Source organism: Mycobacteriales bacterium (assembly GCA_040902655.1).
In the GTDB taxonomy this organism is placed as follows: domain Bacteria; phylum Actinomycetota; class Actinomycetes; order Mycobacteriales; family SCTD01; genus SCTD01.
Genome location: JBBDWV010000026.1, coordinates 19,525 through 34,118, shown reverse-complemented (window position 1 = coordinate 34,118; position 14,594 = coordinate 19,525). Strand labels below are relative to the sequence as shown.

Sequence of the window (14,594 nt, the reverse complement as noted above, 5' to 3'; positions counted from 1 at the left end):
CCGCCGGCTCACAGCCCCGACCGCCGGCTCACAGCCCCGACTCGGCGGTCCGCACCATGATCCGGCCGCAATCCTCGTGGCGCAGCACCTCGTCCGGGGCGGCGGCACGGGCCGCAGACTTCTCGTTGTTCATCAGGTCCAGCCGGCAGCCGCCGCACCGGCCACGGCTGATCTCGCCGGCACCGACACCGCCCTCGGCGGCCCGGATCCTCTCGTAGAGGGCGAGCAGGTCCTCGGGCAGCGAGCCCGCCACCTCCGCCCGCTCCGCCACCGTCCGCTCGATCTCGGCGTCGATCTCGGCGAAGGCCGCATCACGCGCCCGTTCGGCCGCTGCGCGGGCCTCGACGTGCGCCGAGCGCTGCCCGGTCAGCTCGTCCAGCTCGGCCTGCGCGGTCTCGGCCTTCTCCATCACCTCGAGCTCGCCGTCCTCGAGCTCGGACTGCCGGCGGACGAGGCTCGCGACCTCGTGTTCGAGGTCCTGCAACTGCTTGGCGACGGTGATCGCGCCGGAGGACAGCCGCGTCTCGTCGCGGTCACGGCGGGCGCGGACCTGCTCTATCTCGCGCTCGAAGCGCGCTGTGTCCCGGGCCAGGTCGCCGACCTCGGTCTCGGCACGGACGATGCCGTCGCGCAGCGCGTCGACAAGCCCGTCGAGCCGCTCCATCTCGGCGATCTCGGGCAGCGTGCGGCGCTTGTGCGCCAGCCGGTCGAGCGCGCTGTCGAGGACCTGCAGCTCGAGCAGACGGAGCTGGACGAACGGGTCGGCCTTCACGCGGTGGGACTCCTCGCAGAGTACGTCCAGGGGTCGGTGACGAGTGTCGACACGACCGTCTCCACCGTAGTGGCGGCAGCCAGCCGCCGGGCCGCGTCGGCCAGCCACGGCCACTCGGTCGCCCAGTGCGCAGCGTCCAGCAGGGCCAGCCCCTCCGGTGACTCGCTGGCCGGGTGGTGCCTGAGGTCGGCGGTGAGGAAGGCGTCCGCGCCGGACCGCGCCGCCGCGCCGAGCAGCCCGTCGCCGGAGCCGCCGCAGACGGCGAGCGTGGTCACGGGCTGCGCCGGGTCGCCGGCGGCCCGTACGCCCCAGGCGGTCGCCGGCAGCACCTGCGCGGCGCGCTCGGTCAGCACGCCGAGCGGCACCGGCGAGGGCAGCTCGCCCACCCGGCCGAGCCCGCGCGAGCCGGCCACCGTCGCGAGCTCCAGCAGGTCGTACGCCGGTTGTTCGTACGGGTGCGTGTCGACCAGCGCACGCAGCACCCGCCCGCGGCCGGCGCGGGGCAGCACCACCTCGAGCCGGGCCTCCGCCACCCGCTCGACCCGGCCCACCTCCCCGACCGAAGGCGCGGCACCCGGCAGCGGCCGGAAGGTGCCGGTGCCGGAGGTCGACCACGCGCACCGGTCGTAGTTCCCGACACTGCCGGCCCCGGCGGCGGCCAGCGCGTCGAGCAGCCGGTCGGCATCGCTGACGGGAACGAAGACGACGAGCTTGTCCAGCGGCTCGCCGGCCGCGGGTTCCAGCGGCCGCAGGTCCTGCAGGTCGAACAGCGCCGCCAGCGCGTCGGAGACGCCCGGATCGGCGACGTCGGCATTGGTGTGCGCGACGTGCAGCGCGGCCCCGGCCGAGACCAGCCGGTGCACGACCCTGCCCTTGGGGTCGGTGGCCGCGACCGAGGTGGTGCCGCGCAGGTAGAGCGGGTGGTGGGTGAGCAACAGGTCGAAGCCGCCCTGGACCACCTCCTGGACCACCGCCTCGACCGGGTCGACGGCCAGCAGCACCCGCCGGATCGGGGCGGCCGGATCACCACAGACCAGCCCGACTGCGTCCCACGGCTCGGCGTGCGCCGCCGGATAGAAGCCCTCGAGGACGTCGAGCACATCAGCCAACCGCGGGGTCACCCGGTCAACCTAGAGCGACTCTCCAGCGTCACCCGCCCGGCGTCACTGGTTGACGACCCGCTTGCCGGTGAAGCTGAACGTCTCCTGCTCGCCGGGGAAGACCTCGGCGTCGTCGCTGTCGTCGTCCTCGCCGTTGCTCACCGGCTGGTCGCCGGCGCTGTAGAGGCCGTCGCCGTCGCTGTCGGCATAGAGCCGGGCGATCAGCTCGATCTCCTCGGTCGGCTCCTCGGCGAGCGAGACCTGCACCTTGGCCGGCTCGGTCCCGGCCGGGACGATGCCGGTGCCCAGCACGTTGCGGCCCTCGTCGGCGAAGACGACGACGAAGCCGCCCTTGGTGGCGGCCGCCTCGGCGAGCACCGTCGGCCCCTCACTGGTCTGGTCCTCGACCTGCAGCACAGCGTCGGGATCGGTGACCACCTTCAGGTCCCCGGCTGCGCCGGAGGCCTCGGGGCCGGCGGGGGCGGGCGGGGTCTCGGCGGTGCAGGCGGACAGCGCCGCGACGGCGGCCAGGGACAGCACGGGCAGGCGGAAGGATCGCGTTCTCATGCCCTCCAGCCTGCACGACGCGCACGCGGGCGTGCACGGGAGGGTCGGCCCCCCGGGCGGACGCGCCGGAACGGACGAACCGTGACACGTCGGTAACCTCGCCGTACGGGCAGTCGACCGGGAGACGGTCGGCACGACGCAGGAGGGCGGTTCCCGACGTGACCACCGACGACGCGAAGCGACCGGTCGTCGCTGTCGCGAACCGGCTCCCGGTGCATGCGGGCGACGACGGCTGGCAGCTGTCCCCCGGCGGCCTGGTGACGGCGCTGCGCCCGGTGATGAGCGTCCGCTCCGGGGCGTGGGTCGGCTGGGACGGCGGGACCAAGGACACGCCGGCCCGGCTGCCCGAGCTGTCGATCGGGCTCGCACCGGTGTCCCTGACGGCGACCCAGGTCCGCGACTACTACCACGGCTTCGCGAACCGGACGCTCTGGCCGCTGCTGCACCACGCGATCGAGAAGCCGGTGTTCGAGCGCTCCTGGTGGGCGGCGTACCGCTCGGTGAACGAGCGGTTCTCCGCCGCCGCCGTGGAAGCGCTCGACAGCAATCCCGAGGCGTTGCTGTGGGTCCACGACTACCACCTGCTGCTGGTGCCCGAGCTGGTGCGCCAGGAGCGCGGCGCCCAGCGCACCGGCCTGTTCCTGCACACGCCGTGGCCGTCCCCGGACATCTTCGCGCGCATCCCGTGGCGCAAGAGCCTGCTCCTCGGACCGCTCGGGGCCGATGTCGTCAGCTTCCACACCGAGGGCTACCGGAGGAACTTCGTCCGCGCCTGCGGCCGGCTCCTCGGCGGTGACGGCGTGCAGGTCAAGGACGACGACCTGGCCCTGCCCGACGGCCGGCTGGTGCGCACCACGGTGTCGCCGATCTCGATCGACGTGGCGCAGTTCGCCGACCTGGGCACCTCACCCCGGACCGACGAGGAGGTCCGGGCCCTGCGTCAGCAGTTCGCCGGGCGCACGGTGCTGCTCGGCGTGGACCGGCTCGACTACACCAAGGGCATCGTCGAGCGGTTGCGGGCCTTCGAGGCGCTCCTGGAGCGCCGGCCCGACCTGCGTGACCAGCTCGTCCTGGTGCAGGTGGCGGTTCCCAGCCGGGACGACGTCCGCGAGTACCGGCAGCTGCGCAGCCAGGTCGAGCAGATCACCGGGCGGATCAACGGGCGTTTCACCGCTCCCGGCAGGGACGTGCCGGTCCACTACCTCTACCGGTCACTGACTCCGGAGGCGCTCTCGGCCTACTACGCCTGCGCCGACGTGATGCTCGTGACGCCACTGGTCGACGGCATGAACCTCGTCGCGAAGGAGTACGTCGCCGTCCAGAACGCCCGCCGTAGCTGCGGTGCGCTCGTGCTCAGCGAGTTCACCGGCGCGGCGCACGAGCTCGAGGGCGCGGTGCTGTGCAACCCCTTCGACATCGACGGGCTCTCCAGCCTGATCGAGCAGGCCTTGGTGCTGCCGGAAGCCACCCGCCGGCGGGCGATGTCAGGGATGGCCCGGCAGGTCACCGCCCACGACGTGCACCACTGGGTCGACCTCCAGCTGGCCGACATCGGCGCCGAGGGACCCGGCGCCGTACCGGACTGACCGTTCGCCGGCCGTACGGACCGGTGCACGGGAGGTGGACCCAGACAGACTCGAACTGCCGACCTTCGCCTTGTAAGGGCGCTGCTCTACCAACTGAGCCATGGGTCCCGCGACCCCAGGCTAGAGCCTGACGAGCACCTCCCGGTACCCGTCCACGGCTCCAGGGCAGGATGGCGACATGCCAGGACCTGTTCCCGCTCCCGGTCGCTTCGGGCTGGGCGAGCTGGGTGTCCCGGAGCTGGGCCGCGAGGTCGTCGCCGCCTGGGACGCCTTCCTGGACGGGGTGCGTGACCCGTCGACCGACCTGTCCCGCCCCTCCCGGTTGTCCGGCTGGACCGGCCGCGAGACCTGCATCCACCTGGGAAACTGGGACGACTCGCAGGTCCTGGAGGGCATCCTCGCGTCGGCGCGGACCGGCGCGCTGAAGGAGCCGCCACCCCCCGACCGCGTGAGCGACCTGCTCGTCCGCGCCCACCGCGAGGCCACGGACGAGGACGTCGTGGGGGCGCTGGTGCAGGCGCGGGAGCGGATCGCCCACTTCTTCGCCGGTGGTGAGGCCGAGGAGACCGGCCGGCTGCTGGCCGGCTCCGCTGTCGGGCCGCTGCCGGTCCTGTCCCTGGTGCACGCCGGCACCTACGAGCTGGCGGTGCACACCCTCGACCTCGCTCCGTGCGGCGCTCCCCCGCCGGCCCCCGTCCTGCTCGATCGCGGGCTGGCAGCGCTCGTCGACGTGACCGGCGCGCTCACCGCCCGCGCCGGGATCGACGTCGCGATCACCGCCATGACCGCGGACGGTGGCTGGTCCTGCACCAGCCAGGCGCACAGCTGGTCCACCGGGCGGGTCGCCGCCGGGCCCTTCGACGGCGTCGGCGTACGAGGCTCCGCGGTCGACCTGCTGGACGTCTCGGCCGGCCGGGCCGGCCTGCCGCAACTGCTGGTGAGCCGCCGGCTGCAGGTGCAGCAGCTGCCCCAGTGGATGCGCCTCGCGCCGCTGCTGGACGACGTCCCGGGCCTGCCCGGCGGCGCCGCACTGCGGGCCGCCGTCGGCGGGGTGTCCGGCGTCGCGGGCCGCGTCGGCCGGCTGCTCGGGCAGTTCCGGGGCTGAGCCCGACGTCTGCTAGCGGGACCGGCCGTCCGGCCGGACCACCATCGCGATCTGGCGCCCGGCCGCACGCGTCAGCACCACGGTCACCTCGCGGGTCCCGGTCAGCTTGAGCTGCCTGCGCAGCACGTCCGGCTCGACCGCGGTCCCCCGCTTCTTCACCACCACCGACCCGGCGTCGTGCGCCCGCAGCCGCTCCCGCAGGGTCTTGAGCCCGAAGGGCAGGACCTCGAGCACCTCGTACCAGGTGCCGTACGGCGTCGGGACCCTGGTGTCGGCGCTGATGTAGGCGATGGTGGCATCGACGAGCCAGCCGCCGACCTGAGCGGCCAGCTGCGCCACCAGATGGGCGCGCACCACGGCGCCGTCCGGTTCGAGCAGCCAGCGACCGGGCGGCCGCACGGCCGGCGCCTCGACGGGGTGGTCGAGCAGCGTGTGCGGGCCGGGCAGCAGGGTCGCGCTGCGGCGGTGCCCGCTGCGGCCCGCGCCGGACAGCAACACCGCCTCCTTGACGTCGCCACGCAGCGACACCACCTCGACCTCCACATCCGGTGGCAGCGCGTCGTGGTCCACCCCCGGCGCCACCTTCACGACCAGCGAGCGCACCCGGTCCCGCCACGACAGCACGACATCCAGTGGGGGGCTGTAGGCGCGCGGGTCGAAGACGCGCCGGCCGCCCGCCCTGCGCGCCGGGTCGACCACGACGTCGGCGCCGGGCGGCAGCCGCACCCGGGCGGCGTCGGCGCGCAGCAGCCGGACCTCACGTCCGAGCACCTCGGCGTTGGCCCGGGCGAGCAGCAGCCTGGCCTCGTCGAGGTCCACGCCGACCGAGCCGACCGGCAGCGCGAGCAGGTCCCCGCCCACGGAACAGCACAGGTCGAGCACCGGGCGGTCGAACAGCCGGGCCCGGTGCGTCGCGAGGTCGTACGAGGAGGCCTGCTCGAGAGCCGGGCCCGTCCACCACAGCTCGTGCCCGCGGGGGTGCTTGGCCCGTGCCCGCTCGCGCAGCAGCGCCTGCTCGAGGGCGAGCGGCCCGAGCACACCGAAGGTGCGTACCGCCTCCGCAGTGCGCACCCGCGCCGCCGGCGAGAGGTCCAGCAGCTCGGCGGCCTCGACGGCGTGCCGCCCCTGCGGCGAGAGCAGCGCCCGGACCTGCTCCGGCGTCAGCGGCGGTTCTTGCCCTTGCTGGCCTTCGGCGAGACCAGCCGGGTGCCGGACCACTCCGGCGCGGCACTGGTGCTGCGGGTGCTGGACAGCCCTGCGGTGGGCGCGGCCTCGTCGATGTCACTCGGCTCGACGTGCCCCGCACGGCCCGCCTTGGGAGTGAGCAGCCAGACCACCCCGCTGTCGGCGAGGTTGGTGAGGGAGTCGACGAGTGCATCGACCAGATCGCCGTCACCCTCGCGCCACCAGAGCAGGACGACGTCGACCACGTCGTCGGTGTCGTCGGTGAGGAGCAGCTCGGTGCCGGTGCGGGCCGCGACGTCGTCGAGCAGCGACTGGTCGACGGCGACGTCGGAGACCAGGTCAGGACCGGTCCCCACCACCTGCACGACCATGCCGGGCTCGATCCCGAGCTTCTCGGCCAGGCCACGCTGTGCCGCGTGGTCCGCGGACGTGCTCACGGTTGCCCCTTCCCCTCGGCCCCGGCGGGGCGCTCGAGGGCAGTCCACCGGACAAGGCCCGGACGCGCAAGTGCCCCCGCTGCGCCGGAGGACGAAGACCCGCCCACGGACCCGGCCGTCCGGTCCCGTCGCGGCCCCCGGTCGGGACCGGCTCGTGGCTCCGCCGGACCCCGCCCTGCGGGGCTGCTACCGGCTACCGGCTGGTAGCAGGCAGGATGGTGGGACAGGTGCAACGTCCTATCCGGGGAGAAGCGTGACCGAGCGGTTCAGCGTCATCAGCGACGGCCTGCCCACCCAGCTGCCGGACATCGACCCGGCCGAGACCGCGGAGTGGCTCGAGTCGCTCGACGCGGTACTGGACAACGCCGGCCGCGGCCGAGCCCGGTTCCTCATGCTGAAGATGCTGGAGCGGGCGCGCGAGAAGGCCGTCGGTGTGCCGGCGCTGCGCAGCACCGACTACATCAACACGATCCCACCGGAGCGCGAGCCGGCCTTCCCCGGAGACGAGCACGTCGAGCGGCGGATCCGGGCCTACATCCGCTGGAACGCCGCGATCACGGTCAGCCGGGCCAACCGTCCCGAGATCGGAGTCGGCGGCCACATCGCGTCCTACGCCAGCGCGGCCAGCCTCTACGAGGTCGGCTTCAACCACTTCTTCCGTGGCAAGGAGCGGCCGGACGACTCCGGGGACTCGGTCTTCTTCCAGGGCCACGCCTCCCCCGGCATCTACGCCAGGGCCTTCCTGGAGGGCCGGCTGACAGAGGACCAGCTCGACGGCTTCCGGCAGGAGTCGCGGCCGGCGAGCCTGCCCAGCTACCCGCACCCGCGGCTGATGCCCGACTTCTGGGAGTTCCCCACCGTCTCCATGGGTCTGGGGCCGATCGCCGCGATCTACCAGGCCCGCTTCAACCGCTACCTGCACGACCGCGGGATCAAGGACACCAGCGCCAGCCGTGTCTGGTGCTTCCTCGGCGACGGCGAGATGGACGAGCCGGAGTCGCTCGGCGCGATCGGCCTGGCCGCCCGTGAGGAGCTGGACAACCTGGTCTTCGTGGTGAACTGCAACCTGCAGCGCCTGGACGGGCCGGTCCGCGGCAACGGGAAGATCATGCAGGAGCTGGAGTCCTCCTTCCGCGGCGCCGGGTGGAACGTCATCAAGGTGGTCTGGGGCCGCCAGTGGGACGACCTGATCGCCCAGGACGTCGACGGGCTGCTGGTCAACGCGATGAACACGACCCCCGACGGGCAGTTCCAGACCTACTCGGTCGAGACCGGCGCCTACACCCGGCAGAACTTCTTCGGCTCCGACCCCCGGCTGCTGAAGATGGTCGAGCACCTGAGCGACGACCAGATCCGCAACCTGCCGCGCGGCGGCCACGACTACCGCAAGGTGCATGCGGCCTTCGACTCCGCGACCAAGCATGTCGGGCAGCCGACCGTGATCCTGGCCCACACCATCAAGGGCTGGACCCTGGGCAAGGGCTTCGAGGGCCGCAACGCCACGCACCAGATGAAAAAGCTCAGCAAGGACGACCTCAAGGCGCTGCGCGACCGGCTCCATCTGGAGATCTCCGACAGCGCTCTGGAGGCCGACCTCCCGCCGTACTACCACCCCGGTGAGAACTCCGACGAGATCCGCTACATGAAGGAGCGGCGGGCCGAGCTCGGCGGATCGCTGCCGCGGCGGGTGGTGCGCGCCAAGGCGCTGCCCCTGCCGGGTCCGGAGGTCTACGACGAGCTCAAGCGCGGTTCGGGCAAGCAGGAGGTCGCCACGACGATGGCCTTCGTCCGGCTGCTGAAGGACCTGGTGAAGGACAAGGGCATCGGCGCCCGGATCGTGCCGGTCATCCCGGACGAGGCGCGCACGTTCGGCATCGACGCGATGTTCCCGACCGCGAAGATCTACTCCCCGCTCGGTCAGACCTACGAGGCGGTCGACCGTGAGCTGCTGCTGTCCTACAAGGAGAGTGCGCAGGGGCAGATCCTGCACGAGGGCATCACCGAGGCGGGCTCGATGGCGTCGGTGATCGCGGCCGGCACGTCCTACGCCACGCACGGCGAGCCGATGATCCCGGTCTACGTCTTCTACTCGATGTTCGGCTTCCAGCGCACTGCCGACCAGATGTGGGCCTTCGCCGACCAGCTGGGCCGCGGCTTCCTGCTCGGCGCGACCGCCGGCCGCACGACCCTCAACGGCGAGGGGCTGCAGCACCAGGACGGACACAGCCTGCTGTTCGCCAGCACCAACCCGGCCTGCGTGGCCTACGACCCGGCGTTCGCGTACGAAGTCGCCTTCATCGTCGAGGACGGTCTCCGGCGGATGTACGGCGAGAGCGATGTCCATCCACATGGCGAGGACGTCTTCTACTACCTCACCGTCTACAACGAGCCCTATCCGCAGCCGGTCCTGCCCGACCTGCCGCGGCTGCGCGAGGGCGTGCTGCGCGGGCTGTACCGCTACTCCACCGCCGACGGCGAGGGACCGCGGGCGCAGGTGCTCGCCAGTGGCATCGGGGTGCGCCTGGCCATGGACGCCCAGCGGTTGCTGCGCGAGGACTGGGGAGTGGCCGCCGACGTGTGGAGCGTGACGAGCTGGAACGAGCTGCGCCGCGACGCCGTCGCGTGCGAGCAGCACAACCTGCTCGAGCCGGAGGCACGCCGCACCCCCTACGTGACGCAGGCCCTGATGGCCACGACCGGTCCGGTCGTGGCGGTCAGCGACTGGATGCGGGCGGTACCGGACATGATCAGCCGGTGGGTCCCGAACGACTGGACGTCGCTGGGCACCGACGGCTTCGGCCGGTCCGACACACGGGCGTCGCTGCGTCGCCACTTCCGGATCGACCCGGAGTCGATTGCGGTGGCGGTGCTGGTCGAGCTGGCCCGCCGCGGCGAACTCGCCGCCGACCTCCCGCAGCGGGCCGTGCAGCAGTACGCCCTGCACTCGGAGGACCTCCCGGCCGAGAAGGACACGACCGTGGGCTCGAGCGAGTAGGGCTGCGGGCAGGGGGTATCGGCGCCTCATGCAACGAGGCAGCGACAAGCACAGCGCACGCAAGGACGACGCTCTGGGCGCCGAGGTCGGCGGGCTGGTCCGGTCCGGCCACGACAACCGGGCCGACTGGAACTCCCCGGAGCCCTCCGGGGAGGACCAGCCCGACGTGGACCTGGCGCCCCACAGCACCCTGGCCGGAGGCGTGCCGGAGGGCATGACGGAGCAGGACGTCGCACAGCGCAGCGAGCTGGCCGGTGTCCTCGGCCGGATCTGGCCGGCGACCAGCGAGCAGGTGCTCGCCGCCGCGACCGAGAACGACGCCACGGAGACCGTCCTCGCTCCGCTGCGGCAGCTGCCGCCCGGGCAGAGCTACGCGAACCTGCAGGAGTTGTGGGCGGCGCTCAGTGGGGGCCACGTGGAGGGCCACCGCTTCTGACAGACCACCCGCAGGGGACCCGTTCGGGTTGTTCGTGACATCTTTCCGCGCGGAATGCTCCAGTTCAGCCCCTGCCGTGCCGCAGACTCAAGCAGGAAGCGACACGTCAGCGGACGGGAGCACGGCCATGGGCAGGCATGCGGTCACGGTCAGCCGGCTGGAGGAGCACGCGAACCTCCCGGAGATCCTCGGCGTCCTGGCGCAGCTGCCGCACATCGGGGACGGCCACCTGGTCGCGCTGGCCGACGCCTGGGTCAACAGCCCGGCCCTGGCGGAGGCGCGCGGCCGTGCCCTCAGCCCGGACAGCCCGCTGGTGGTCGAGGTACTGGCCGCCTTCGACGCCCTCACCGCGCTGTTCGCCGACGACCTGGCGGGCACCGCGGCGTACGTCCTGGTGGACGCCACCGTGACCATCCGGGCGCTCAAGGCGGTCCGCGACGCCATCGCTGCCAGCTACGCCCGCCCGGTCCTCACCAGGCACCAGCACACCGCCCTGCTGCGACCCTGGCACACCGTCTTCCCGACACCCACCGTCGACGAGCCGGACCTGGGTCCCCGGGCGGAGCAGGTCAAGACGCTGCTGTCGACGCTGCCCGGCCTGTCCGTCCGCTGCCACGACGCATCCGGCCGGGCGCTGTTCGAGGCGCTGGTCGACCGCTCCTTCGTCGCGGAGGCGGACCGCGCGCAGGCTGCGCAGACCGCCTTCGACGCCGCCGTCCTCACCAGCCGCCGCCGCACCTGGACGTTGGTACGCCGCTCCGGTACCGAAGGGCTGCTGCGCCCGTGCCCGACCTGCCGCGCGTCCACCGCACACGACCGCGAGGGCCAGCGGGTGCTGGAGCTGTGCCTGGACGCCGCCTGCGCGCTGCTCGTCGCCGACGCCCTCTCCGACGCCTGCCTGCACCTGCTCGCCGACCCGGTGCTCGCGCTCATCCCGATGCAGCGCGCCGGGTCCAGCTGAGCAGCTGGTCGATCCCCCAGGCGTTGACCACCTGTTCGGGCGTGATGCCGCACAGGTAGGCCCGTTCGCAGCCCAGGTGCTGCCAGTCGAGCTGCCCGGGCGCGTGGGCGTCGGTGTCGATCGCGACGCGGCAGCCCGCCTCGACCGCCAGCCGCAGCAGCCGCTTGGGCGGGTCGAGCCGCTCCGGCCGGCTGTTGACCTCCACCGCCACGCCGAACTGCGCGCACGCCGCGAAGACCAGCTCGGCGTCGAACTCCGACTCGGGCCGGCCCCGGCCGCCGCGGCCGTGGCCCCTGACCTTCCGGCCCGTGCAGTGGCCCAGCACATCGGTGTGCGGATTGCTGATGGCGGCCACCATCCGGGCGGTCATGTCGTCGTGCGGCATCCGCAGCGTGCCGTGCACACTGGCGACGACGAGGTCGAGGCGGGCCAGCAGCTCGGGCGACTGGTCCAGGCTGCCGTCCTCGAGGATGTCGCACTCGATGCCGGTCAGCAGCCGGAAGGGCGGGCCCGGTTCCTGCGCGAAGCGGTCGTTGAGCGCGGCGACGACGTCGAGCTGCTCGCCGAGCCGCTCCGCGCTCAGGCCGCGGGCCACCGTCAGCCGCGGCGAGTGGTCGGTGAGCACCAGGTAGCGGTGGCCGAGCGCCCGGCCGGCCCGGGCCATCTCCTCGATCGACGCACCACCGTCCGACCAGTCGGAGTGGGTGTGGCAGTCGCCCCTGAGCGCCGACCTGAGCGCGGCCGCACCCTCGCTGACCGGGGTGTCGCCGAGGGTGCGGACCCTTCTCAGGTAGACCGGTTCCGCACCGTCCAGGGCCTCGCGGACCACCGTCGCAGTGACCTTCCCGATGCCGGGCAGCTCCTCGAGGCCCCCGGTTCGCGCGCGCTGTTCCAGCTCGGGACGCGGCACCGCGTCCACCGTCGCGGCGGCGGTCCGGAACGCCCGGACCCGGAAGCTCGGCTCCAGCGCCCGCTCCAGGCAGAAGGCGATGCTGCGCAGGTCCGCCGCGGGGTCGCGCTGCCCGCTCACCGGCCGATCCCCTCCTGCGCGACGTCCACCGGGCGGCCCTCCTCGGCCCGCCAGGCGGCGAAGACCGCTGTGCACAGCGCCGCCCAGCCGAGTCCGATGAACAACCCGGCGGTGACGTCGCTGGGGAAGTGCACCCCCAGCAGCACCCGGCTGACCGCGACCAGGACCGCGACGGCCACAGCGGCGGTGAACAGCAGCCGGACGCGGCGGACGTAGGGCTGCAGCAGCACCGCGCCGGTCGCCCAGAAGGCGGCGGCGCCCAGGGCGTGGCCGCTGGGGAAGGACGCCCCCAGGGCGGTCGCCACCGGCTCGTCGAAGACCGGCCGGGTCCGGTCGACGGCGAGCTTGAGCCCGCTGGACAGCACGACCGCGCCGAGCCGGGCCGCGAGGACGAACAGCGCGAGGCGCGCCCGGCCGCGCCGGAACAGCACGAGCGCGATTCCTGCCGTGGCCGCGGTGAGCAGGAACGGGTCGCCGAGCAGCGTGACGCCCTGCGCCGCGCGCAGCAGCGCGTCGTGCTCCCCGACGGCGCGCGCGGCGGCGACCGAGACGCCGAGATCGGCCTGGACCACCCCCGGGTGCGCGGCCCGCACGAGGACGGCCAGCGGCACCGCCGCGACCAGCACGACCAGAGCCCCCAGCAACCCGAGGGCGAGCCGCAGCCCGGCCCACTCCTGCGCCCTCGTCACAGGACCAGCCTGATCAGATCGCCGGGATTCACACCACCTGGTGCAACCAGGTCACCGGCGCACCGTCGCCGGCCTCCCGGAACGGCTCCAGCTCGGCGTCCCAGGCCGCGCCGAGCAGGCCGTCGAGACCCTGCGCGAGCTGGGCTCCGGTCGCCGTCCCGAGCAGCGCCCGGAGCCGGTCCTCCCCCACGAGCACATCGCCGTTCGCGCTCATGACGGCGCGGAAGGCACCCAGCGTCGGCGTCACGGCGTACCGCTCGCCGTCCAGCCCCGGGCTGGCCTGCTCGGTGACCTCGTAACGCAGCACGCTCCAGCCGCGCAGCGCAGCCGCCAACCGCCCGGCCGTGCCGGGGCGACCGCGCCAGTTGATCTCGGCCCGGAGCTGGCCCGGCGCGCACGGCTGGTCGCTCCACTCCATCCGGGCACGGGTGCCCAGCTCCGCGGCCACCGCCCACTCGACATGGGGGCACAGCGCAGGCGGAGCGGAGTGGACGTAGAGCACGCCGGCGGACACGGTGCCTCCTGGTGGGTCGAGGTGCGCCTTCCCCAGCGGCCTCGTCCAGCGGCGTCCGTGCTGTGACTGCTGTGACCCATGGTGCCACTGATGACGCTGCGTGGCCAGTCCTCTGCCACCCTGCTGCGTTTGTCGTCTCCCCGGGCCTCCCAGGGTCAGGTCGCAGGCGCGGCCAGCCAGGCGTCGATGCCGCCGAGCAGCTGCGCCTTCAGCTCCGGCGGCGCCGCGCTTCCGCGCACCGCGTCCCCCGCGAGGCCGGCCAGCGCCGCGTCGTCCAGCCCCTGCTGGGCGCGCACCGCGGCGTACTGCTCGAGCAGCCCGGAGCGGAACAGCAGGGGGTCGTCGGCACCGAGCGCCACCGGCACCCCCGCCTCGCGCAGCTGGCGTACCGGCACCAGCTCCACCGCGCCCGCCACCCCGAGCGCGACGTTGGAGGCCGGACAGACCTCCAGCACCACGCCCCGACCGGCGAGCAGCCGGACCGTCGTCGGGTCCTCGACGGAGCGGACACCGTGGCCGAGCCGGTCGGCCCGCAGCACCTCCACGGCCCCGATCACGCTCCGGATCCCCCGCAGCTCTCCCGCGTGCGGCACCGAGAGCAGGCCGGCCTCACGCGCGATCCGGAACGCCTTGGCGAACTCCTCCGGGCGGCCCTTCGTCTCGTCGTTGGACAGCCCGAAGCCGACCACGCCGGGGCCGCTCCCCGGGGGATCGGCGAACCTGCGTGCCAGCCGCGCCAACGTCTCCGCGTCGCCCGGATGCCGGGTGCGGTTGGCCGCGACCACCAGCGCCATCCCGACTCCCGTCGCGGCGGCGGCGTCGGCCATCGCGTCGAGCACCACCTCCACCGTCGCCTGCAACCCGCCGAGCCGGGCGGCGTACGAGGAGGGGTCCACCTGCACCTCCACCCAGCCGGAGCCGGCCGATCGCTCGTCCTCGGCGATCTCCCGCACCAGCCGGCGCACCTCGTCGGGGCCGGCCAGCACGTCGCGGGCGGCGTCGTACAGCCGCTGGAAGCGGGACCAGCCGCGCCGCGCCGTGACGTCGAGCCGCGCACCGGCAGGGTCCAACAGCTCCGCCGGCAGCCGCCGGCCCTGCTGGGCGGCGAGCTCGACGAGGGTGGCCGGCCGCATCGCGCCCGCGAGGTGGAGGTGCAGGTGCGCCTTGGGGAGCCGGGCCAGGTCGCGCACGCCGGAAATCCTGCCCCATCGGCTGCA

The 14,594-nt window shown here is 73.6% G+C and carries 14 protein-coding genes and 1 tRNA gene; 5 read left to right on the top strand and 10 right to left on the bottom strand.

Annotated features, from left to right (window positions below; all coding sequences use genetic code 11):
• Positions 1-28: 28 nt before the first annotated feature.
• The 3 genes from WD794_08050 to WD794_08040 are packed head-to-tail and all read right to left on the bottom strand — an operon-like array spanning position 29 to position 2,439.
• Positions 29-772 carry a hypothetical protein gene (locus tag WD794_08050; protein MEX2290262.1) on the bottom strand — a complete coding sequence of 248 codons (744 nt, stop codon included), beginning with the start codon at positions 770-772 and terminating at the stop codon, positions 29-31.
• Positions 769-1,893, bottom strand: coding sequence for a Nif3-like dinuclear metal center hexameric protein (locus WD794_08045; protein MEX2290261.1), 1,125 nt, complete (start codon positions 1,891-1,893; stop codon positions 769-771). The genes WD794_08050 and WD794_08045 overlap by 4 nt, the downstream gene beginning before the upstream one ends.
• Before the next feature lie 42 nt (positions 1,894-1,935).
• The gene (locus WD794_08040; protein MEX2290260.1) at positions 1,936-2,439 is read right to left on the bottom strand and encodes a hypothetical protein; all 504 of its coding nucleotides are present in this window, start codon (positions 2,437-2,439) and stop codon (positions 1,936-1,938) included.
• Between the two features lie 158 nt (positions 2,440-2,597).
• On the opposite strand from WD794_08040, the gene WD794_08035 reads away from it, so the two are divergent.
• The gene (locus WD794_08035; GenBank protein ID MEX2290259.1) at positions 2,598-4,025 is read left to right on the top strand and encodes a trehalose-6-phosphate synthase; all 1,428 of its coding nucleotides are present in this window, start codon (positions 2,598-2,600) and stop codon (positions 4,023-4,025) included.
• 35 nt (positions 4,026-4,060) lie between these two features.
• Here WD794_08035 and WD794_08030 read toward each other — a convergent pair.
• Positions 4,061-4,133, bottom strand: a tRNA-Val gene (locus tag WD794_08030).
• Positions 4,134-4,203: 70 nt separating this feature from the next.
• On the opposite strand from WD794_08030, the gene WD794_08025 reads away from it, so the two are divergent.
• Positions 4,204-5,130: a maleylpyruvate isomerase N-terminal domain-containing protein gene (locus WD794_08025; GenBank protein ID MEX2290258.1), complete on the top strand. Its 927-nt coding sequence runs from the start codon at positions 4,204-4,206 to the stop codon at positions 5,128-5,130.
• A 12-nt stretch (positions 5,131-5,142) separates the two neighbouring features.
• Here WD794_08025 and WD794_08020 read toward each other — a convergent pair whose 3' ends face one another.
• Together WD794_08020 and WD794_08015 are read right to left on the bottom strand one after the other, a co-directional pair.
• Positions 5,143-6,348, bottom strand: a complete 1,206-nt coding sequence (locus tag WD794_08020) for a class I SAM-dependent methyltransferase (GenBank protein ID MEX2290257.1) — start codon at positions 6,346-6,348, stop codon at positions 5,143-5,145.
• Entirely contained in the window at positions 6,291-6,686 is a 396-nt protein-coding gene (locus tag WD794_08015) for a DUF3052 domain-containing protein (GenBank protein MEX2290256.1), read from the bottom strand. The genes WD794_08020 and WD794_08015 overlap by 58 nt, the downstream gene beginning before the upstream one ends.
• Before the next feature lie 319 nt (positions 6,687-7,005).
• Between WD794_08015 and aceE the strand changes: the two genes are divergently transcribed.
• From aceE to WD794_08000, 3 genes are all read left to right on the top strand, one after another.
• Complete coding sequence (gene aceE / locus WD794_08010) at positions 7,006-9,747, top strand: pyruvate dehydrogenase (acetyl-transferring), homodimeric type (GenBank protein ID MEX2290255.1); 2,742 nt, start codon at positions 7,006-7,008, stop codon at positions 9,745-9,747.
• 28 nt (positions 9,748-9,775) lie between these two features.
• Entirely contained in the window at positions 9,776-10,183 is a 408-nt protein-coding gene (locus WD794_08005; GenBank protein MEX2290254.1) for a DUF2795 domain-containing protein, read from the top strand.
• 127 nt (positions 10,184-10,310) lie between these two features.
• Positions 10,311-11,144 (top strand): hypothetical protein, encoded by an 834-nt coding sequence (locus WD794_08000; protein MEX2290253.1) that lies wholly within the window; start codon positions 10,311-10,313, stop codon positions 11,142-11,144.
• Here WD794_08000 and WD794_07995 read toward each other — a convergent pair.
• The 4 genes from WD794_07995 to add all read right to left on the bottom strand — a co-directional run bounded on the left by WD794_07995 (position 11,113) and on the right by add (position 14,567).
• Positions 11,113-12,174 carry a PHP domain-containing protein gene (locus WD794_07995; protein MEX2290252.1) on the bottom strand — a complete coding sequence of 354 codons (1,062 nt, stop codon included), beginning with the start codon at positions 12,172-12,174 and terminating at the stop codon, positions 11,113-11,115. The two genes, WD794_08000 and WD794_07995, sit on opposite strands and share 32 nt — an antisense overlap.
• Entirely contained in the window at positions 12,171-12,863 is a 693-nt protein-coding gene (locus WD794_07990) for a phosphatase PAP2 family protein (protein ID MEX2290251.1), read from the bottom strand. The genes WD794_07995 and WD794_07990 overlap by 4 nt, the downstream gene beginning before the upstream one ends.
• 28 nt (positions 12,864-12,891) lie before the next feature.
• Positions 12,892-13,377: a DUF3145 domain-containing protein gene (locus tag WD794_07985; protein ID MEX2290250.1), complete on the bottom strand. Its 486-nt coding sequence runs from the start codon at positions 13,375-13,377 to the stop codon at positions 12,892-12,894.
• Positions 13,378-13,532: 155 nt separating this feature from the next.
• Positions 13,533-14,567 carry an adenosine deaminase gene (add, locus tag WD794_07980; protein MEX2290249.1) on the bottom strand — a complete coding sequence of 345 codons (1,035 nt, stop codon included), beginning with the start codon at positions 14,565-14,567 and terminating at the stop codon, positions 13,533-13,535.
• Between the last annotated feature and the right edge of the window lie 27 nt (positions 14,568-14,594).